This window comes from Pararhizobium sp. LjRoot235, assembly GCF_964254145.1.
In the GTDB taxonomy this organism is placed as follows: Bacteria; Pseudomonadota; Alphaproteobacteria; order Rhizobiales; family Rhizobiaceae; genus Pararhizobium.
On record NZ_CAXUSP020000001.1, the window covers coordinates 4,028,165 to 4,048,485 of the forward strand.

The window sequence follows — 20,321 nt, forward strand, 5'->3', positions numbered from 1 at the left end:
CCCCTCCGTCATATTCGGGATAGAAACAGCAGGTAAACAACGAAACCGGTCCTATTTGGCCGGATTTGAGAGCGGCGCGCGGCCGTCTGGCAAGGAATCACCCATGAAAAACAGAATCCTGGGGCGCACCGGCGCCACTATTTCCGAAATCGGCTTCGGCGCGTGGCAGATCGGCGGCGCCTGGGGCGATGTTCCCGAGGAAGACGGCAAGCGCGCCCTGAACGCCGCGCTCGATGCCGGCGTTACCTTCATCGACACGGCCGACGTCTATGGCGACGGCCGCTCGGAAAAGATCATTGCCTCGGTCCTCAAGGAACGCGGCGGCCAAAAACCCTTCGTCGCCACCAAGGCCGGACGCCGGCTCAACCCGCATGTGGCCGACGGTTACACCGCCGACAATATCGAGGCCTTCATCGACCGCAGCCTCACCAATCTTGGCGTCGAGACGCTCGATCTCGTCCAGCTCCATTGCCCGCCGACCGACGTCTTCTACCGGCCGGACCTGTTCGGCGCACTGGACGGTCTCGTCATCAAGGGCAAAATCCGCAACTACGGCGTCTCCGTCTCCACCGTCGAGGAGGGGCTGAAGGCGATCGAATATCCGGGCGTCGCGACGATCCAGATCATCTACAACATCTTCCGCCAGCGCCCGCACGACCTTTTCTTCGAACAGGCGCAGAAGAGGAATGTCGGCATTATCGTCCGCGTGCCGCTGGCTTCCGGCCTGCTCTCCGGCAAGATCACCGCCGACACCAGGTTCGCCGATGACGACCATCGCAAGTTCAACCGCCACGGCGAGTTCTTCGATGTCGGCGAGACTTTTGCCGGCGTACCGCTCGAGGTCGCACTCGAGGCGGTCGAACAGGTGCGGCCGCTGGTGCCACAGGGTATTTCCATGGCGCAGTTCGCGCTCGCCTGGATCCTTCAGAGCGCCGCCGTCTCCGTCGTCATCCCCGGCGCCCGCAATGAGGCGCAGGCGCGGGCAAATGCCGCGGCAAGCGACGTTCCCGCGATCCCCGAGGAAAAGATGGCGGAACTTGCCGATATCTATGAGCGTTTGATCAAGGTTCACGTTCACCAGAAATGGTGATGAACAACGCCGCGCCGAGATTTTGGCGCGGCTTTCCCGTGTGGTCGAGGTGCAGCCTATGAACGATGCCTATCGTCTCTCCCGCTTCATCGAGGCGCAGGAGCCGGTCTATGAAACAGTTCTTCGCGAACTGGAACACGGCCGCAAGGAAAGCCATTGGATGTGGTTCATCTTTCCGCAGATCGCCGGCCTCGGCCATTCGCCGACCGCACTGCGGTTTGCCATTTCCTCGCTGGACGAAGCCCGCGCCTATCTGGCGCATCCGCTGCTCGGCAGCCGCCTCATCCAGTGCACGAGCACCATCAACGCGGTGCGCAACCGCACCGCACACCAGATCTTCGGCTCGCCCGACGACATGAAGCTGTGCTCGTCGATGACCCTGTTTCGGCAAGCGGCAAACGATCCAGAGCCGTTCAAGACTGCGATCGAGCGGTATTTCGACGGTAAAGCCGATCCTTTGACATTGAACATCCTTGGCGGAGGTTAGCGCGCCGCGCGTCAAATCCTTCCCGCCCGGTTCCTGCGAAAGTATTTTGTCAGCGGCTTGCCGAGGTTTTGCCGAAAGGCAAGCACCAGATGGAGGAGGAAAGCCATGTCGCTCAAGGGAAAGGTGGCGCTGGTCGCGGGTGCGACGCGCGGTGGCGGACGTGGCATTGCCGTGGAGCTCGGAGCGGCAGGCGCCACCGTCTACGTCACCGGGCGAACGACACACGCCGAACAGTCCGAGTATCGCCGGCCCGAAACGATCGAGGAAACCGCCGAACTGGTGACCGCAGCTGGCGGCAAAGGCATCCCTGTCCAGGCCGATCATCTCGATGCTGGCGCGGTCAAACGGCTCGTCGAGCGCATCGGCCAAGAACAGGCGCGGCTCGACATTCTCGTCAACGACATCTGGGGCGGGGAAAATCTGTTCGAATGGAACAAGCCGGTCTGGGACCACAATCTCGAAAACGGCCTCAAAATGCTGCGCCTCGGCATCGACACGCATCTGATTACTGCCCATCACGCGCTGCCGTTGATGATCGAGCGCCCCGGCGGGCTGCTGGTGGAGGTGACGGACGGCACCGCCGAATACAATGCCGGCCACTACAGGCTTTCGCCCTTCTACGATCTCGCCAAAGTGGCGGCCAATCGCATGGCCTTCGCCCACGCCAGGGACCTTGCCCCCTACGGCGCAACGGCCATCTCCATCACGCCCGGCTGGATGCGCTCGGAAATGATGCTGGGACACTACAATGTCAGTGAAGACAACTGGCGCGACGCGACGCAAATGCAGCCGCATTTCGTCATCTCCGAAACACCCCGCTTCCTCGGTCGCGCCGTAGCCGCGCTCGCCGCCGACCCGGACAAGGCACGCTGGAACGGCCAGTCGGTCTCAAGCGGCGGGCTCGCCCAGATCTACGGCTTCACCGATCTCGACGGCTCGCGCCCGGACTGCTGGCGCTATATGGATGAGGTGATGGATCCGGGCAAACCCGCGGATGCGACGGGGTATCGGTGAGACGGGAAGAACCGCTGGACGCGGGACATGGTTTTGCGTCGTATTGAATACGCTGCGCCAAATGTCCAATCGTGGGAAAGAAATGGCGCGCTGGACGAGATGAAACTGGGAACTCGTATGTGATTGCCGCAGCGCTGTAATTTACGGAGCATCAGTTCGGCATCAGACCGCCGTATCGGCTTGGCTTTCAGCCTCCCAGAGCTGGCTTGTTACCGGGTTGGCCGCGTTTTCCCTGTCCCAGGCTTGAGCGGCGATACGCCAAACTCCCCTATCCTTGACGAGCAGCATCATTTCGACGTTGCGGTTAGTCTCGGTGGCATTCTCGATATTCTCACAAGCGATCACCGCAACCGCCACATTTCCGAAGACGTGTATCCTGCTTCCGAGAACCGTTTCGTCGAAGCTGCGCAAGGTTGTTCCCACCAGCCCATTCATGCGCTCAACAAATTGTTGAATCGATTGTGGCCGCAAAGGCCGAGCCGACGCGTAAAGCGGCGCCTCAGGAAGGAAGTCCGTCTTGAATGCCTCCCAGTCGGGCGCTTTGCCTTCCTCCCAGCTCGTGCTCTTAAACTGGCGGGCAACAAGAGAGCGGATCGCTTGGACGTCTTCTTGATTGCTGTTCATTACAAGGGCCTCCGACACGGCCAAGACGCGTCCCTGACCGGCGCTGACGACACTATATCAAAGATGCAGCCGCGAGTTGATAGGGCGTCGAGTAGTCGAAGCAATTCCAGTCAGAACTTACGCAATATGACTCGCGAGTTCCGACTTTTGTCCTCATCGGCTCCTGACAGAGCATGCATGATCAACGAGTTGGAAAAATGGCGCACCCGAAGAGATTCGAACTCCTGACCCCCAGATTCGTAGTCTGGTGCTCTATCCAGCTGAGCTACGGGTGCGTGGCACTGCGGTGATCACCGCTTGCGTGGCGATCCTCTAAAACGTCCAACCGGGGAATGCAAGCGAATTTCCGCAAAAAGATTCTTTTTTGCGCCGCAATATCGATATCATCTTGAAAAGACATTGAAATTCTCTTTTATGACTGTAGTTGCCTTGTCATTTTCGGCCGATCGGCGCCGGACGGCGCTCTTTCCGGTCAGGGCCGGGGCTTGGAGCGGAAGGCGTCGAGCGGCACTGGACGATCGGGCAGTTCGATGCGGAAGAGCGTTCCAGGCGTCGGCTTTTCGACCAGCGCGATGGTGCCGCCATGGGCAAGCACCAGTTCACGGGCGATCGCCAATCCGAGCCCCGTGCCGCCCGAGCGGGCCGAGCCGCGGAAGGCGGCGAACAGGTTTTCGCGCGCCTTCGGCGGCATACCGGGGCCGGTATCATCGACGGAGATGCTGACGACGCTGCCGGTGCGCATCGCCGAGACGGTGATGGTGCGCGGAGAGCCGGCCTCGCCCGGATCGTTCATCAGCGCCTGCACGGCGTTGCGGCAGATATTGTGGACGACGCGGAACAACTGCTCGCTGTCGGCATCGACCAGCACGTCGTCCGGTACCTGGATGCGGAAATCGATGCCGGCATTCGGGTCGATCGCCAGCATTTCGGCAACGTCGCTGACCAGCGGCCGGAGCCTGACGAAACGCCGATGCGGCGCCGGCTCGGTCGTGCGACCGTAGGAGAGCACCTCGGTCGTATAGCCGACGGCACGGTCGATGGTGCGCAGTAGCGTCGGGGCGAAGCGCTTGACGATCGGATCGTCGACATCGGCCAGCCGGTCCGAGATCAACTGCGCCGACGACAGGATGTTGCGCATGTCGTGGTTGATCTTCGACACCGCAAGGCCGAGATCGGCGAGGTTCTTCTGCTGCTTCAGGGTCTTCTGCAACTGCCGCTGCATGGCCGCCAGATGCTGGCCGGCAACCGAAAGCTCGTCTTCTCCGGGCGACGGCGCCAGCACACGGGCGGAATCGGCGGGATCGGCCGAAAAGTCCTGCATGTTGGCGGTCATCCGGCGGATCGGCGCGATCATCAGGCGGCGGATCGCGAGGAAAATCAGCGTGGCGGTGAACAGCGAAATCGCCAGCGAGAGGAAAAACACGTTGCGCGAATAGATCAGCATCGCCTTGCGCAGGCTCGCGTCCTCCATCACCACCTCGATGATCGCATCGCTTTCTCCGATGGGACCATAGATCCGCACCACCTTGTCGCCGCCGAACAGCAGCGTGTCGAAAGCGTCGCGGATGGCGGCAAGCGGTGTCATCGCCGCAACGTCGTACTGCGCGTCGACTTCCGGCGGCATGTCTTCGGCTGCGATCAGCCGTGATTCGCCCTTGCGGCGAAGCACGATCGCCTTGGTGCCGGTCGCCATCAGGGTTTCTTCCTGCAGCGGACGGGAGAGCTGCACATCCTGGAGGCCGTCGACCACCACGCCGGCCGCAGCCGCCGTGTTGAGCCGGTCTTCCAGCCAGCGGATGCGCATATTGGCAACGGAGGGCACGAAGATCAGCACTTCGGCGAGCATGACGAAAACCACTGTCAAAAGCAGCAGCCTGCCGGAAAGCCCGCGAAAGAAGCCGGTGCGCCGTGGTGGCTTCTGCAAGGCTGTGGCCCCTGTCTTTTCTGCCGTCATGTTCATGCGATCCCGCCGCTCACCCCCCAAACGCCGCAGCAGCCGCATGACGGCCCGGACGAACGGCTTATGTTTCAGAGTGTATAATAGGTGATGACCGCCCGTTTTCCAATCTCCGTCATGGTCGGACAGGATGCGATGGCCCGGCTCGAATGCCGATGCCAGGACCGGCGGCCTGATATGGATCATCTTGCGGCGCTGCATCTTGGACATGCAAAAATCCCGCCGCGATACTGGATCGCCGCGGGACATTTTTTCAGAGCGCTGGTGTGAACCGGATCAGAATTCTTCCCAGTTGTCCTTCGAGACGGCGGCGCTCGCCGAGCCGCCGCCGAACGCGCGGGCGACGGTGCCGAGCATCTTGCGGGCCGGCGAGGCAACCGGACGGGCATTTTCCCGGACCGGTGCGATGGCCCTGATCGCTGGCGCGTCGTTTAGCCTGAAGTGCGCGATCAGACGGGCAAGGTTGTCGGTTTCCGCCGAGAGCTTGTGGGTCGCGGCGTTCGCCTCCTCCACCATGGCGGCGTTCTGCTGCGTTACCTGGTCCATCTGGTTGATGGCGATGCTGACTTCGCTGAGACCCGTCGACTGTTCGCGGGCGGCGGTGGCGATCGAGTGGATATGGTCATTGATCTTCAACACCCGCGTTTCGATCTGGCCGAGGACCTGGCCGGTCTCCTGCACGAGCTTGACGCCGGTTGCCACTTCCGAGCCGGATTTGGCAATCAGTCCCTTGATGTCCTTGGCGGCGCTGGCGGCGCGCTGGGCAAGCTCGCGGACCTCCTGGGCGACGACGGCAAAACCCTTGCCCGCATCGCCGGCACGGGCCGCCTCGACACCGGCATTGAGCGCCAGAAGGTTGGTCTGGAAGGCAATCTCGTCGATGACATTGGTGATCTGGCCGATTTCGCTGGAGGCCTGCTGGATACGCCCCATGGCTTCGACCGCATTGCGCACCACTTCGCCGGACTGGGCAGCACTCTGCTTGGCCTCGGTGACCATGACGGTCGCCTCCTGGGCACGGTCGGTGGAATTGCGGACGGCGACGGTGATTTCGTCCAGTGCCGCCGAGGTCTGTTCGAGCGAGGCAGCCTGCTGTTCGGTACGCTTTGCCAGGTCGTCGGCAGCGGAGCGCAGTTCGGTCGAGTTGCCGTTGATCGTATCGGCCGTGGTGCGGATCTCGCGCAGCGTGTTCTGCAGGCTGGACAGCGTATCGTTGACGTTCTGCTGCAATTCGGCGAAGGCGCCGTGGAAGGTGCCGTCCATGTGTTGCGTCAGGTCTCCGGCAGCGAGGCTGGCGATCACGCGGCGGGTCTCGTTGATGCCGCTATCGACGCTGCCGACCAGTTCGTTGACGCTGGAGGTGAAACGATTGAGATCGGTATTGCCATAGTCCTTGTTGATACGCCGGGTAAAATCACCGGCGGCGGCGGCGGCAACGACCACGGCGATGCTCGACTGCAGGTCGGCGCTCTTTTCGCGCAACGCGGTTTCCTGGGCGTTGAGTTCGCGCACGGCAAGACCATTGCGCTTGAAGACTTCGACGGCGCTGGCCATTTCGCCGATTTCGTCCTTGCGGCCGGCAAAGGGAACGTCGGCGTCGAGATCACCCTCGGCAAGACGCTTCATCGTATCCGTCAGCTTGATGATCGGCTGGCTCAGTTCCTTCGTGCCGATGTAGAAGGCCGTACCGAGGCCGACGGCAAGACCGATGCCGGCCGTCAAGAGAACGATCAGGGTCATCTGCCTCTCGATGGCGCTCAAGTCCGCCTGGATTTCCTCCAGCGCGGCGCGGTCGGTTTCGACGACGGCGTCGATCTCGGCCTGGAAGGCCTTGCGGTTGGCGCGGTTGAGTTCGTTATTGCCCTGTTCGTTAGCAGCCTGCGGCGAGACTTCCTGGCTGAGGCGCGCCGTCTCGGTGCGGAACGTGCGGAATTCGGCGGCGCGCTTGACCACGGCCTCGAACGCCGGCAGATCTTCCTGCGGGACGAGAGGCCGCCAATCGGCGAGAAGTGTATCGATCTTGCCGAGGTTCTTCGTCAGTCCTTCGGCGAAGGACTTGGATTTTTCCACGGTCGGAGCCGCATAGATACCGCGCGATTCCATGACCACCGCAGTCACGAGGCGGTTCAGGCGTTCGCCGTTAAAGGCGCGATCCGAGGCGTTGTCGAACTGGACGAGCCTTGCGTTATATTGCGCGACCACAGTCAGCGCCATGCCCGTCACGGCGAGCGTGATCAGGCTCATCACGCCGACAATGAGATAGATCTTGCCTCGAATTTTCATGGAACACGTCTCCCTGGAACCGGCAACAGGCCTGACGAGGCAGCTGACAGGCTCGTTTATATGCAGGGACACTAAGGCAAAGATGATTAATGAAACGCTTACCAAACCAGTAGAATTCTAGGGGCTTCGGTTTAGGCGTTTCGTCATCGTCTTTATATTACGATACCCTAACTTTCAATCACTGGTTGAATCTGGCCCACCATGGTTTGCGCAGCAAACCATTCGTCCCGGCGCGCCCGAAGACAGGCAAATCCCAGCTTTTCCACGGCGGCAATTGACTTTCGCGCGTCTTTGCTCTTATAAGCCGCCCACGTCCGGACAGGTCCCCTTGCCCTGTGCAACGCCATGCCCGGAACGTAACGCTCCTTGCTCAAAAGCAAACCCAAGAAGGGCCGCACACCGCGGTATTAAAATAAATGACGAAGCGTACCTATCAACCGTCCAAGCTTGTTCGCAAGCGCCGTCACGGCTTCCGTGCACGTATCGCCACCAAGGGTGGCCGCAAGGTTATCGTTGCCCGCCGGGCCCGTGGCCGCAAGCGTCTGTCGGCTTAAGCCGATCGGGCCCGAGGAAAGAATGCGGGCACATGGCGTCAAATAATCAAAAATCGACTGTCGGGCGGCTGAAAAGCCGGCCGCAGTTTCTTGCTGTCCGCGAAGGAGAAAAGCGGAAAGGCCCGTTGTTCCTTCTCGAGGTTCTTGATCGTGGCGAACCGGAAAGCCCGCCGCGTTGCGGCTTCACCGTCACCAAGAAGCACGGCAATGCCGTGGAACGCAACCGGATGCGCCGGCGCCTGAAAGAGGCCGTGCGGCTGTCTGCCGGGTTTGCAATGGAGCCCGGACACGACTATGTGATTGTCGCCAGACGCGACCTCCTCAATGCTCCTTTCGAGCGGCTGGTGGGAGGGCTTCGCCAGCGCATCGAAAACAAGCAGAAAATTCAAGGCCGCAACCGGCCGGCTTCAGGAAAGAATGATGGAAAATAACCGCAATTACTTCGTGGCGATTGCCCTGTCGGTGCTGATCCTGATCGCCTGGCAGTTTCTCTATGTCAATCCGAAGATAGAGAAGGAGCGAATTGCAGCCGAGCAGAGCCAGACGACGGCACAGCAGACCCAGCCGACCGGCACCCCTGCCGTTTCGAGCCAGCCGACAAACGGCGCGGTGCCCGGCGCTGTCGAAACCCGCGACCAGGCGATCGCCAAGTCGGCCCGCGTGACCATCGACACGTCGGCGCTGAGCGGCTCGATCAACCTGACCGGCGCCCGGCTCGACGACCTGAAACTCAAGGAATATCACGAGACCGTCGACGACAAGAGTCCGCTCATCACACTGTTCAGCCCGTCCGACACCAAGGACGGTTATTTCACCGAGTTGGGCTACGTCGGCAGCGAGGCGACCGGCACGGTTCCAGGTCCGACGACCGTCTGGACGGTCAAGAGCGGTGACAAGCTGACAACCGCAACGCCGGTGGTCCTGACCTTCACCAACGAGAAAGGCGTGGTTTTCACCCGCACGATCTCGGTCGATGAACACTACATGTTCCAGATCGCCGATACCATCAACAACGGCAGCGGTGCTCCGGTTTCGCTTTCCTCCTATGGTCGCGTCACCCGCTTCAACAAGCCGACGACGCCGAGCATCTACGTGCTTCATGAAGGCTTCATCGGCGTCATCGGCGAACATGGCCTGAACGAAGTGGCCTATGGCAAGGTCGAGGACGAGGCTCCGATCCAGCCCGGCAAGACAACGACCGGCTGGCTCGGCATCACTGACAAATACTGGGCCGCGACGATCGTGCCCCCGCAGGCGACGCCGTATGAAGCGAAGTTCGCGCATTTCCCCGACGGCCGCCCGCGCTACCAGGCGGACTACAAGCAGGATGCCGTAACGATTGCGCCCGGCCAGTCGACCGACCTCAAGACGCTGGTGTTCGCCGGCGCCAAGCAGGTCCCGCTGGTCGATGGCTATGAGAAGTCCTATTCCATTCCGCAGTTCGACCTTCTGATCGACTGGGGCTGGTTCTATTTCATCACCAAGCCGATGTTCAAACTGATGGACTTCTTCTTCCGTTACTTCGGCAATTTCGGTGTTGCGATCCTTCTAACCACCATCGTCGTCAAGGCGCTGTTCTTCCCGCTTGCCTCGAAGCAGTACGCTTCCATGGCGAACATGAAGAAGGTTCAGCCTAAGATGGAGGAACTGAAGAAGAAGCACGGCGACGACCGCATGGCGCTGCAGCAGGCGATGATGCAGCTCTACAAGGACGAGAAGATCAACCCGATCGCCGGCTGCTGGCCGATCGTCTTCCAGATTCCGGTGTTCTTCGCGCTCTACAAGGTGATCTACGTCACCATCGAAATGCGCCATGCGCCGTTCTTCGGCTGGATCCAGGACCTTTCGGCGCCCGATCCGACCTCGCTGTTCAACCTGTTCGGCCTCCTGCCGTTTGCGGTCCCGCATGCGCTGATGATCGGCGTCTGGCCGCTCGTCATGGGCATCACCATGTTCCTGCAGATGCGCATGAACCCGACGCCGCCGGATCCGACCCAGGCGATGCTGTTTACCTGGATGCCGCTGGTCTTCACCTTCATGCTGTCCAGCTTCCCGGCCGGTCTGGTCATCTACTGGGCTTGGAACAATACGTTGTCGATCATCCAGCAGTCGATCATCATGAAGCGCCACGGGGTCAAGGTGGAACTGTTCGACAATATCAGAGGCCTCTTCTCCAGGAAACCGAAACCGGCCGAATAGGGCGAAACAGGTTAAAAGCAGAGGCCCCGGATCATCTCATCCGGGGCCTTTTGTTTGGACTTGCCGTCCTGGCGTCTAAGGCCGCCCAGGAGGCCAACGGTCCAGCTGCCGCGGCTCGGCGCGACATTGCGCTGGACGCTCGCGCCTCCAGAGCGCTGCGGTCGCTCGGCTTCGCTAATGACAGCTCGCACCCGACGCCTCGCACTTTGCCCACACCCCGCTTTCCGCCGTGGCCACGGCAGTTTACGACAGCCCTGTGTCGCGCCTATCAGCGTCCGCGCCGCAAATCGCCTCTACACTCCAGCCGTCTCCAACCGGGTTCTTGCCATGTCGCAACCTTCCGCCTTGCTGCAATCCGTAACTGCCGGATCACAAAACCCGGTTCAGGGCGCAATGCTGGTGCTCGGCTCGGCCATCGTGTGGAGCTTCGGCGGCACGCTTGCCCGGTTTCTGGACGAAGACGGCTGGACTATCGTCTTCTGGCGCTCGCTGTTTGCCGCATTGTTTCTCATCTGCTTCATGCTTTTGCGCGACGGCCCGCGCGGCACAGCAAAACTTTTCCGCAACATGGGCCTGCCCGGCATCGCCGTCGGGCTCTGCTTCGCCATCGCTTCGACCTCATTCATCCTTGCCCTCGCCTACACCACCGTCGCCAATGTGGTGCTAATCCAGGCGGGCGTACCGCTGATCGCCGCCCTCATCAGCTGGCTCGTCTTCCGTGAGCGTATTTCGCGCCTGACATGGCTCGCCATCGCAGCCGTGATCGGCGGCGTCGCCATCATGGTGTCGGATTCCGTGAGCGGCGCCGTCTCGCCGATCGGCGATGCGCTTGCCGTTCTGATCGCCTTCGTGTTTGCGCTCGCCACCGTGATCACCCGCCGCTACGCGCATGTGCGCATGACACCTGCCGCCTGCTTCGGCACAATCGTTGCCTGCACTGTTGCGGCCATCATGTCCTCCAGCCTCGCGGTCACCCTGCCCGAGCTCGGCATCCTCGTGACCTTCGGCGCGCTCAATTTCGGCTTGGGCCTGGCGCTGTTCGTCACCGGCGCACGACTCATCCCGTCCGCGCTCGCCGCCCTTCTAGGAACGGCTGAAACTGTCCTTGCGCCACTCTGGGTCGCCTTGATCCATGGCGAGATCCCGAGTTTGAATACCATACTCGGCGGAATGGTTGTGCTCACCGCCCTCCTCTCCTATCTCAGCGTCGAGATGTGGCGGCAAAGAAGAGCCCGCGACTGAGCAAAGTCACCAAGCTCGCAACTTTCCTTGACTTGACGGCGCAAAACCGCGAAGTCGTGGGCGAGACCAAGGACAGGACAGCCATGACAGACATCAAGCCGCAGGACGACAAGCCCCTCTTCGGGCGGCCGTGGATCTTCATTCGCGGCGTGCCGTCGATGAAGTTCCTGCCGCCGGAGGGGCCTTTCGAGATCGCCTTTGCCGGCCGCTCCAATGTCGGCAAGTCGTCGCTGATCAATGCGCTGGTCGGCCACAAGGGCCTTGCCCGCACCTCCAACACGCCGGGCCGCACCCAGGAACTCAACTACTTCGTGCCCGACGGCTTTTCCGGCGAGGCCGGAGACCTGCCGCCGATGGCGCTCGTCGACATGCCTGGCTACGGCTATGCGCAGGCGCCGAAGGAACATGTCGATGCCTGGACCAAGCTCGTCTTCGACTATCTGCGCGGCCGCTCGACGCTGAAGCGCGTCTATGTGCTGATCGACAGCCGCCACGGCATCAAGAAGAACGACGAGGAAGTGCTTTCCCTGCTCGACAAGGCGGCCGTGTCCTACCAGATCGTCCTGACCAAGACCGACAAGATCAAGGAGCCCGCGGTTCCAAGGCTGATTGCCGAAACGCTGGAAAAGATCCGGAAAAGGCCGGCTGCCTTCCCGGAAGTCCTCTCCACCTCCTCGGAAAAGGGCAACGGCCTGGAAGAGCTGCGTAGTGCCATCCGGACGGCAATCGCCAGCTAACCGGCAGTTACACTACCCCAGGACCAAATGTGCCCTATCTCCCGACGGGGTCGCCTTCCGGCCATCTTAGAGACGTCACGCCTTGAGGGAGAAACAACATGTCTGATCTGATTGTCATCGGCTTCGACAACATGGAAGAAGCCGACAAGGTGCTTCTGAAGCTGAACACGCTGAAGAAGGAATATCTTATCGACCTCGAGGATGCCGTCGTCGTCGTGCGGGACGAAACCGGCAAGGTTCACCTGAAGCAAAGCGTGAATCTGGCCACGATCGGCGCGACCTCCGGCCTCCTGAGCGGTTCTCTGTGGGGCGGCCTCGTCGGCCTGCTGTTCCTCAACCCGCTTGCCGGTTTTGCCATCGGCGGGGCGATTGGTGCTGGCACCGGCGCACTTTCGGGTTCACTTGCCGACTACGGCATCGATGACGATTTCATCAAGTCCCTGAGCGAGACCATTCCCAACACTTCCTCGGCGCTGTTCGTGCTCGTGCGCAAGGTGCAACCGGAAAAAGTGCTGGCGGAATTTGCCGGCCTGCGCGGCAAGGTGCTCAAGACCTCGCTTTCGCCGGAACAGGAAACGAGGCTACAGGAAGCTCTCTCGGGGACGCAGCCGGAATCGCCGGTACCAGGTACGTTCTAAAGGCCGCTCAAGCCGCCGTTGCCGGCGTAAACTTCATCGCCATGCCGTTGATGCAGTGACGCATGCCGGTCGGCGGCGGGCCGTCGTCAAAGATATGGCCGAGGTGGCCGCCGCAGCGGCGGCAATGGCATTCGGTGCGCGTCATGAACAGTGACGTATCCTCGCGCGTACCGATGGCATTGGGCAGCGATTCCCAAAAACTCGGCCAGCCCGTGCCGCTGTCATATTTCGCTTCGGACGAATAGACCGCCAGGTCGCAGCCGGCGCAATGGAAGATGCCCTTGCGCTTCTCGGTGTTGAGCGCGCTGGTGAACGGTCGTTCCGTGTCCTCATGACGCAGGATGCGATATTGTTCGTCTGTCAGTATCGCCTTCCATTCGGCATCCGTCTTCGTCACTTCGAATTTCTCGGCCGTCTCCGCCGCAACGCTATTCTGCGTGAAGCCGCGAAAGGCAGTGGCTGCCATAATGGCGGCGCCTGAAAGAAGAAAGTGGCGGCGGCGTGTCATGATCGTTCTCCCGTTTGCCGGACGCGCCCGGCAGTGCTTTGCAGTGAACCTAATGTTCCAAGTTGCGGACGGCAAAACAAATGCCGATCAATCCCGCGTGAGCAAAGCTTGAATACGGATGAAAAGGCCACCGGAAACGGCACCGGTAAATGCAGAAATTTCCAACCAGCTGAAATTGAAATGCTTTCTGCAAATCATCGGCAGCGATAACGAAAAATGCTGCGCAGCACGAGCGCAGCATCTGACCAGTCATGCCGAGCACAAAATCAAAACGTCACGGAAGCCGCGTCTTGCCGGCAGCGACGACAGGTCCCGTCGCGCTGCCTGTCGGCGAGCCGCCGAACGGTTCGACGCTGACGGCGAGCGTGACGCCCTCGCCGACCTTTGCGCGCAGTTCCGGCGCGATGACGATCTCGCCCGTCTGCGGCAGGACGCCGAGCGATTTGGCGGGATTGTCGCCTTCGATCAGCCAGACTTCCAGCGACTTGGCCTGCGCCTGCCTGGCAGCAACCGGCGTCACCCTCAACGCCCCGGTTCCGGTGTCGTACTGCGCCAGAAGATTGATCGCAGCACTGCCCTCCCCGGCAAGCTCGGCGACCAGCGGCCGCTTCTGGCGCGCAGGTTCAAGGATGCCGGATACAAAGGTGGCAATCGTGATGAACCCGGCGACGCAGACCAGCGTCAAAATCCGCCAGAAGGCCAGCGAGTTCCACAATCCGCGCCTCGCAACAGCCGGCTGTTCGGCGAAGATACGCCGCTCGATGGCGGTGACGACCTGCGGCGGCGGCGGCAGCGGCTCATAGGCGTCGTCGAAGGAGGAAAGATTATTTTGCCAGTGTTTGACCATGGCGGCGAAGGCGCGGTCGAGAACCATGCGTGCCTCGACCTTTCGGCGGTCGTCGGCAGAGAGAACACCAAGTACGTACTCGCCCGCGATCACCTGGTCGCGGCGGGAATCTCCGCTTTCGGGGTCTTGTGTGCTCATCGCTCCATGCACTCTCTCAGTTTGAGAAGGCTGCGGCGCAGCCATGTTCGCATCGTGTTCAACGGAACGCCGAAAAGCCCGGCAAGTTCCTGGGAGCTCAGCCCTTCGACACAGGCCTTGCGCACCGCATCCGCGCGGTCTGCCTCAAGTTCAGCCATACATTTGTCGATCTTGCGGCCTTCCGCTTTATGGAGGCAGATTTTTCCGGATCGGGAGCAGAATCGGCCAGATCATAAGCCTCGTTAATCGTATTTGCCACAGCCTTTCGCGCCCTCAGCTGACCGATCGCATGATTGCGCGCGATCGCCGAAAGCCAAGGCATCGCATTGGCCTCGCCAGCGGCGCAGCGGCCGGCCCGATTGCGGTCCTCGCCCCGTCAGCGGCGAAGATAGGGCAGAACCAGCGGATAAAAAGGAAGGTCCGGCAGATAAAGCCGGCTGCGAAAGCCATGTCACACCGGCGTTATCTTTGACGCGGATCATTCCCTCCACCGGAAACTTGCGCTAAACAGCATCCGGCTTTTTCCAGAGGTATTTCCATGTCCGCATCAGAGAGCGAAATCCAAGCAGATCTTCTCACCAAGGCACTGCCCTACATGCAGCGCTACGAGAACAAGACGATCGTCGTCAAATATGGCGGCCACGCGATGGGCAATCCCGAACTCGGCAAGGCCTTTGCCGCTGATATCGCACTCCTGAAGCAGTCGGGCGTCAACCCGATCGTCGTCCACGGCGGCGGCCCGCAGATCGGCGCGATGCTCAGCAAGATGGGCATCGAATCGAAATTCGAGGGCGGCCTGCGCGTCACTGACGCCAAGACCGTCGAGATCGTCGAAATGGTGCTCGCCGGCTCGATCAACAAGGAAATCGTCGCGCTGATCAACCAGACCGGCGAATGGGCGATCGGCCTCTGCGGCAAGGACGGCAACATGGTCTTCGCCGAAAAGGCGAAGAAGACCGTCAAGGACCCGGACAGCAACATCGAGCGCGTGCTCGACCTCGGCTTTGTCGGCGAGATCGTCGAAGTCGACCGCACCCTGCTCGACCTGCTCGCCCGCTCAGAGATGATCCCGGTCATAGCCCCGGTGGCCCCCGGCCGCGACGGCCATACGTACAACATCAACGCCGACACCTTTGCCGGCGCCATTGCCGGTTCGCTCAACGCCACCCGCCTGCTCTTCCTCACCGACGTTCCCGGCGTGCTCGACAAAAACGGCGAGCTGATCAAGGAACTCTCCGTCGCCCAGGCACATGCTCTGATCAAGGACGGCACGATCTCCGGCGGCATGATCCCCAAGGTCGAAACCTGCATCGACGCCATCAAGGCCGGCGTCCAGGGCGTCGTCATCCTCAACGGCAAGACGGCCCATTCGGTGCTTCTGGAAATCTTCACCGAACAGGGTGCGGGAACGCTGATCGTTCCGTGATTTGCGGTTGGGCAAAAACGGCGTCAGTCTGCATTGGAGGAGACCGCCCAAAAACGCAGTTACCCCTCACCTTGGCCATCTCCGCTTGCGGGAGGGCAATTGCAGATGGAGCGAATGCGAATGCGACGAACTCCCTCTTCTCCCCCGCGGGGAGAAGAGGGAGCGAGCCGCAACTCCACATGTAATTGCGCTGCCACGGGGAGAGGCCGAGGTTAGAGGCTGTCGCCAGAATCAACCGAGTTGATAAACTTTCGCCGCCTCGCCTTTCAGCCACTCGATCATCGCCCGATACGGTCCGGGCCCGTAGCTGACACGTCCGACACCAAGCCCGGCAAGCGCCATCACATCCGGCACGCCCGGCCGCATCATGATGTTGACCGGCAGTGCGACGGCCTCGCAGAGGCGGCCGATCAGGTCCGGGTTCGACAGGCCCGGCACGAAGAAGCCGCTGGCGCCGGCCTCGGCATAGGCCGCCGCCCGCTCGATCGCCTCGTCCACCAGGGGCGCGTGGCGCACGGGGTCGGAGAGCTTCAGGAACAGATCGGTGCGGGCATTGATGAAGAAAGGCACGCCCTTCTGATCAGCCGTCGCCCGGATCGCCTTGATCCTCGCCGCCTGTTCTTCCAGCGTGTGCAGCCCGCTGCCACCGACCACCTGATCCTCGAAATTGATGCCGGCGGCGCCGACGTCGATCACCCGCCCGACGTTCAGCGCTGTCTCGGCGGCATCCTCGGCATAGCCGCCTTCAAAATCGACTGACACCGGCCGATCGGTCGCTGCAACGATAGTGCGGGCGATATCGACAAGCTGCAGCAGCGGAATATCCTGACCGTCGCCATAGCCGTTGGCAGCCGCCACCGACCAGCTTCCGGTCGCCAGCGCCTTGGCGCCCGCCTCCGCCACGGCCCTGGCGCTGCCTGCATCCCAGATATTGTAGAGCACCACCGGATCACCCTTGCGGTGCAATTGCGCGAACACCTTTGCCTTCTCCACCTGGTTCATCGTTTTTCCTCCGAAAACAATCCCGTCGGCCTCATCCTGCCGCAAAAGCCAGTGCTGGCGCCAGAGGCCGCGGTCAGATTTCGCGGGTCTGTCGGGTCAAATCACCAGCAGCATGACGACGCCGAGAACGATCAGCAGGCAGCCGATCACCTCCAGGCGGTTGATCCATTCGCGGAAGATGAAGACGGCCGAGGCGAAGGTGAACAGCATCTCCACCTGCGCCACCACCTTGACAATCGCCGCCTGCTGCAGCGTCATCGCCATGAACCACCCGAAGGAGGCCGAGGCGCCGGCGAAACCGACCAGCAGGCTCGGCCGCCAGGCGGTGATCACGCGCTTCAATTCCTCCGGTTCGCGCACGAGAATCCACGCAAGCATTGTCACGGTCTGCAACAGAATGACGAAACCGAGCGTGAAACTCGCCTGCATGACGAAATCCGGCTCGGGCAGGCTGGGCGCTAACGCCAGAGACGCGGAGCGATAAGACACGGCTGATAGGCCGAAGAAGGTGCCGGACAGAAGCCCGACCCCTGCCGTGCGCGTAAAGACCGAGGTCACCAGCGATCGGACGCTGAGCGGCGTGCGCGCCACCGAAATGATCATCACGCCGACGACCGAGATCGCGATGGCGATCAGTGTTCCGCGGCTTGCCGTCTCGCCGAGGAAGATCAGCCCGAACAGCGCCGCCTGCGCCGGCTCGGTGCGCGAATAGGCGGTTCCGACCGCGAAATTGCGGAATGAAAACAAATGCACCAGAAGGAAAGTTGCCGCGATCTGCGCAAACCCGCCGACCACCGCCCAGAGAAAAAAATGCCCGTCCGGCACCGGCAGCGGCCGGTCGAAGCCGCGCCAGAGAATTGCCAGATAAAGGAGCGCAAAGGGCAGGCCATAACCGAAGCGTACAAAGGTCGCCCCGGTGGTGCCCATGACACCTTTCAGGTGTTTCTGCATGGCGGAGCGGATGTTCTGCAGGAAGGCAGCCGCGACGGTGATGATGATCCAGGTTTGCATGGCTTGCGGGCTAGCATGCGGGTCCGGACATTGCCAAGTACGGGGGGCGACTAAAGGCGGTTCAGCCCGAATTTTCCTGAGCCGCCGGCGCGGGCTCGGCCTGCCTGAATGTCAGCGACGGGACGTCCTCCTCGAATTTCTTCACTCGTTGGTCGTAGTCCGGCGAAACCGTGCCCAGGACGCGGTCCCAGAAGGAGAAATAGTTGCCGTAGTTGCAGCGGAATCCCGAATGGTGCAGGTCATGGAAGGTCGTGCACAACAACGGCGACGGGTACCGCGCCGTCGATGAGGCAAAATACTCAAACCCGCAGTGGCCGAACATGCCGTTGAAATGCTCGAACAGTCTTTGTCCCACCAGGATCGCCGGCGGGAACGGGACGACGAAGACGACGACGGCCGAAAAACTCTGCAGCAGAAAATTGTCCAGAACATCCTCCGAATAGGTGCTCCAGATCGTCGGTGCGACACTTTTATGATGAAGGGCGTGCAGCGGGTAGAGGCATTTCGTGTGCAGCAGCCGGTGCATGAAATAGAACCAGGTATCGTAGAGGAACATGACGAGGACAAAGAGCGGCAATGCCGCCCACCAGTTGAAGGCCCAGGGAGCCGGCGCCCAGCCCTTTTGCTGGGCGTAGAGGCCGATCGTCACCGGCAGGCAGGCGCTGAACATCGAAGCCAGGCTCTGGCGGATCTCCGCCTTTCGGCGTTTGCCGGAGCCGCGCCCTTTCTGGATCTTCCGCTCCGGATTGCGGTCATTGAGCCAGGTCAGGCCGTAGCCGAGACCGAAATAGGTAACGACCGTCGTGGCGTAGAACCCGAACAGAAATGCAAGATAGATGACTTCATCCGACATCTGTATCAGCAACTCCGAACCAAAATCGCCCCAGGCCGGGAACTTGCCACATCATGCCGGCAATTCAAAGTGGAAATGCCAACGGGCACGGCAAACCATTTCCTCGCCACAGTTGCCATGCCATAAGGCCGCTCCATCGACAGACTTTGATCCGGGAAATCTCGATGCCTGACCTGCACTATGAAAACCCCTTGCTGGCGGATATCTACGATCTCGACAGCGGCTGGTCGATCGACCGGGATTTCTATCTGGCGCTGGCTGGCAAGGAGCCGAAGCGCATTCTCGATCTAGGCTGCGGCACCGGGCTGCTCAGCGACGCCTATGCCGCTTTGGGCCACGCCGTCACGGGCGTCGATCCGGCGAAAGCCATGCTCGACGTCGCACGGCAAAAACCCAATGGCGCGCGAATCGAATGGGTGCAATCGCCAGCGCAGGCGTTCCGCTGCGAGCAGCAATTCGACCTGATCATCATGACCGGCAACGCCTTTCAGGTGTTCCTCGAAGATGAGGACATCCTTGCGACCTTCGCAACGATGCGAAGGCACCTTGCTCCAGACGGCATGATTGCGTTTGAAACCCGCAACCCCGCAATCGACTGGCCGGCACTCTGGAACAGGGATACCGATCTCGATATTGGCGGGCGCGCCATTCGCCAGTCCCGCCGGATCCTGAAGACAGGAAACAGCCGCGTCTCGTTTGAAACCCGCTATACGCTCGCTGATCGAACGCTTGTCTCCACGAGCGAACTGCTTTTCCTGTCGCGCCCGGACATCGAAGAGCGCCTCAATGCATCAGGCCTGCGCGCCGAAACCGTCTACGGCGATTGGCAGCACGAGCCATTCGACGGGGCCGTGTCGCACGAAATGGTCTTCATCGTCAGGGCCGCCTGACCACGCACGGCACATTTCCCGTTTGCGTCCGCTGCTGCCCGTGGCATAAGGCGCCCATGACACAGCTCGATCGCCTGCCGACCAAAGCCGACTTCGCCCATGTCACCGACTGGGTGTTCGATCTCGACAACACCCTTTACCCGCACAGCGTCAATCTGTTCTCGCAGATCGACCGCAATATGACGGCCTATGTAGCGGCCTTGCTGACGATGGATCCGGCTGAAGCCAGGACGCTGCAGAAGCAATATTACCGAGACCACGGCACCACGCTGCAGGGCCTGATGATCCATCACGGCATCGATCCGAACGACTTCCTCGAAAAGGCGCATGCGATCGATTACACGGTGGTGCCCGCTGACCCGGCGTTGGGCGACGCGATCCGCGCGCTTCCGGGGCGTAAGTTCATCTTTACCAATGGCAGCATCAAGCATGCCGAGATGACCGCGCGGGCGCTCGGCATTCTCGACCATTTCGACGATATCTTCGACATCGTTGCGGCCGACTATGTGCCAAAGCCGGCCGGCGACACCTATCACAAGTTCATGAGCCTGCACCGGGTCGATACGAACCATGCCGCCATGTTCGAGGACCTGCCGCGCAACCTCGTCGTACCGAAGGCGCTCGGCATGACAACCGTGCTGCTCGTGCCGCGCAATTTCGAATACGAATTCGCCGAAGCCTGGGAAAAGACATCCGACGGCGACGCTCAGGTCGACTTCGTCACCGAGGATCTGACGGGTTTCCTCGCGCGGCTTGTTTCCGAGAATTGATGAAAACCCCATCGAAAGATCGGCGCCTAGACCGCCGGTCTTTCTTACAGA

Annotated in this window: 20 protein-coding genes, 1 tRNA gene and 1 pseudogene; 12 read left to right on the forward strand and 10 right to left on the reverse strand. The window is 61.2% G+C overall.

Translation table 11 applies throughout. The annotated features are described in order from the left end of the window. Window positions 1–103: 103 nt before the first annotated feature. The 3 genes from ACSQ2Z_RS19790 to ACSQ2Z_RS19800 all read left to right on the forward strand — a co-directional run bounded on the left by ACSQ2Z_RS19790 (window position 104) and on the right by ACSQ2Z_RS19800 (window position 2,591). Complete coding sequence (locus tag ACSQ2Z_RS19790) at window positions 104–1,090, forward strand: aldo/keto reductase (protein ID WP_436082776.1); 987 nt, start codon at window positions 104–106, stop codon at window positions 1,088–1,090. Between the two features lie 58 nt (window positions 1,091–1,148). After that, window positions 1,149–1,577 carry a DUF1810 domain-containing protein gene (locus ACSQ2Z_RS19795; RefSeq protein WP_436082777.1) on the forward strand — a complete coding sequence of 143 codons (429 nt, stop codon included), beginning with the start codon at window positions 1,149–1,151 and terminating at the stop codon, window positions 1,575–1,577. A 105-nt stretch (window positions 1,578–1,682) separates the two neighbouring features. Beyond that, window positions 1,683–2,591: an SDR family oxidoreductase gene (locus ACSQ2Z_RS19800; protein WP_436082778.1), complete on the forward strand. Its 909-nt coding sequence runs from the start codon at window positions 1,683–1,685 to the stop codon at window positions 2,589–2,591. A 162-nt stretch (window positions 2,592–2,753) separates the two neighbouring features. Here the strand turns inward: ACSQ2Z_RS19800 and ACSQ2Z_RS19805 are convergent, their stop codons facing one another. From ACSQ2Z_RS19805 to ACSQ2Z_RS19820, 4 genes are all read right to left on the reverse strand, one after another. Next, entirely contained in the window at window positions 2,754–3,215 is a 462-nt protein-coding gene (locus ACSQ2Z_RS19805; RefSeq protein ID WP_436082779.1) for a nuclear transport factor 2 family protein, read from the reverse strand. A 198-nt stretch (window positions 3,216–3,413) separates the two neighbouring features. After that, window positions 3,414–3,490, reverse strand: a tRNA-Arg gene (locus tag ACSQ2Z_RS19810). 197 nt (window positions 3,491–3,687) lie between these two features. After that, a complete protein-coding gene (locus ACSQ2Z_RS19815) occupies window positions 3,688–5,169 on the reverse strand; it encodes a sensor histidine kinase (protein WP_436083135.1) in 1,482 nt (493 codons plus the stop codon). Window positions 5,170–5,448: 279 nt separating this feature from the next. After that, window positions 5,449–7,455 carry a methyl-accepting chemotaxis protein gene (locus ACSQ2Z_RS19820; protein WP_436082780.1) on the reverse strand — a complete coding sequence of 669 codons (2,007 nt, stop codon included), beginning with the start codon at window positions 7,453–7,455 and terminating at the stop codon, window positions 5,449–5,451. A gap of 416 nt (window positions 7,456–7,871) precedes the next feature. Here ACSQ2Z_RS19820 and rpmH point away from each other — a divergent pair, with 416 nt between their 5' ends. From rpmH to ACSQ2Z_RS19850, 6 genes are all read left to right on the forward strand, one after another. Further along, window positions 7,872–8,009, forward strand: a complete 138-nt coding sequence (gene rpmH / locus ACSQ2Z_RS19825) for a 50S ribosomal protein L34 (RefSeq protein WP_037104763.1) — start codon at window positions 7,872–7,874, stop codon at window positions 8,007–8,009. 32 nt (window positions 8,010–8,041) lie between these two features. Continuing rightward, window positions 8,042–8,440 (forward strand): ribonuclease P protein component, encoded by a 399-nt coding sequence (gene rnpA / locus ACSQ2Z_RS19830; protein WP_436082781.1) that lies wholly within the window; start codon window positions 8,042–8,044, stop codon window positions 8,438–8,440. Next, entirely contained in the window at window positions 8,430–10,208 is a 1,779-nt protein-coding gene (gene yidC / locus ACSQ2Z_RS19835) for a membrane protein insertase YidC (RefSeq protein WP_436082782.1), read from the forward strand. Before rnpA ends, yidC begins: the two co-directional genes overlap by 11 nt. A gap of 327 nt (window positions 10,209–10,535) precedes the next feature. Next, window positions 10,536–11,450, forward strand: coding sequence for a DMT family transporter (locus tag ACSQ2Z_RS19840; RefSeq protein ID WP_436082783.1), 915 nt, complete (start codon window positions 10,536–10,538; stop codon window positions 11,448–11,450). Between the two features lie 83 nt (window positions 11,451–11,533). After that, the gene (yihA, locus tag ACSQ2Z_RS19845; RefSeq protein ID WP_436082784.1) at window positions 11,534–12,187 is read left to right on the forward strand and encodes a ribosome biogenesis GTP-binding protein YihA/YsxC; all 654 of its coding nucleotides are present in this window, start codon (window positions 11,534–11,536) and stop codon (window positions 12,185–12,187) included. A 98-nt stretch (window positions 12,188–12,285) separates the two neighbouring features. Beyond that, window positions 12,286–12,825: a DUF1269 domain-containing protein gene (locus tag ACSQ2Z_RS19850; protein ID WP_436082785.1), complete on the forward strand. Its 540-nt coding sequence runs from the start codon at window positions 12,286–12,288 to the stop codon at window positions 12,823–12,825. A gap of 7 nt (window positions 12,826–12,832) precedes the next feature. Here the strand turns inward: ACSQ2Z_RS19850 and msrB are convergent, their stop codons facing one another. The 3 genes and pseudogenes from msrB to ACSQ2Z_RS19865 all read right to left on the reverse strand — a co-directional run. After that, window positions 12,833–13,333, reverse strand: coding sequence for a peptide-methionine (R)-S-oxide reductase MsrB (msrB, locus tag ACSQ2Z_RS19855; RefSeq protein WP_436082786.1), 501 nt, complete (start codon window positions 13,331–13,333; stop codon window positions 12,833–12,835). A gap of 274 nt (window positions 13,334–13,607) precedes the next feature. Further along, entirely contained in the window at window positions 13,608–14,318 is a 711-nt protein-coding gene (locus ACSQ2Z_RS19860) for an anti-sigma factor (protein WP_436082787.1), read from the reverse strand. Next, window positions 14,315–14,676, reverse strand: a pseudogene (locus ACSQ2Z_RS19865) (sigma-70 family RNA polymerase sigma factor); the annotation flags it as partial. The gene ACSQ2Z_RS19860 and the pseudogene ACSQ2Z_RS19865, both read right to left, overlap by 4 nt. A 180-nt stretch (window positions 14,677–14,856) precedes the next feature. On the opposite strand from ACSQ2Z_RS19865, the gene argB reads away from it, so the two are divergent. Then, entirely contained in the window at window positions 14,857–15,744 is an 888-nt protein-coding gene (argB, locus tag ACSQ2Z_RS19870; protein ID WP_436082788.1) for an acetylglutamate kinase, read from the forward strand. A 231-nt stretch (window positions 15,745–15,975) separates the two neighbouring features. Here the strand turns inward: argB and ACSQ2Z_RS19875 are convergent, their stop codons facing one another. From ACSQ2Z_RS19875 to ACSQ2Z_RS19885, 3 genes are all read right to left on the reverse strand, one after another. Continuing rightward, window positions 15,976–16,746 carry an isocitrate lyase/PEP mutase family protein gene (locus ACSQ2Z_RS19875; protein ID WP_436082789.1) on the reverse strand — a complete coding sequence of 257 codons (771 nt, stop codon included), beginning with the start codon at window positions 16,744–16,746 and terminating at the stop codon, window positions 15,976–15,978. 96 nt (window positions 16,747–16,842) lie between these two features. Further along, window positions 16,843–17,757 carry an EamA family transporter gene (locus ACSQ2Z_RS19880; protein ID WP_436082790.1) on the reverse strand — a complete coding sequence of 305 codons (915 nt, stop codon included), beginning with the start codon at window positions 17,755–17,757 and terminating at the stop codon, window positions 16,843–16,845. Window positions 17,758–17,818: 61 nt separating this feature from the next. Next, window positions 17,819–18,610, reverse strand: coding sequence for a sterol desaturase family protein (locus tag ACSQ2Z_RS19885; protein WP_436082791.1), 792 nt, complete (start codon window positions 18,608–18,610; stop codon window positions 17,819–17,821). A gap of 164 nt (window positions 18,611–18,774) precedes the next feature. On the opposite strand from ACSQ2Z_RS19885, the gene ACSQ2Z_RS19890 reads away from it, so the two are divergent. Further along, the gene (locus tag ACSQ2Z_RS19890; protein WP_436082792.1) at window positions 18,775–19,500 is read left to right on the forward strand and encodes a class I SAM-dependent methyltransferase; all 726 of its coding nucleotides are present in this window, start codon (window positions 18,775–18,777) and stop codon (window positions 19,498–19,500) included. 56 nt (window positions 19,501–19,556) lie between these two features. Then, window positions 19,557–20,270, forward strand: coding sequence for a pyrimidine 5'-nucleotidase (locus ACSQ2Z_RS19895; RefSeq protein WP_436082793.1), 714 nt, complete (start codon window positions 19,557–19,559; stop codon window positions 20,268–20,270). Window positions 20,271–20,321 lie beyond the last annotated feature (51 nt).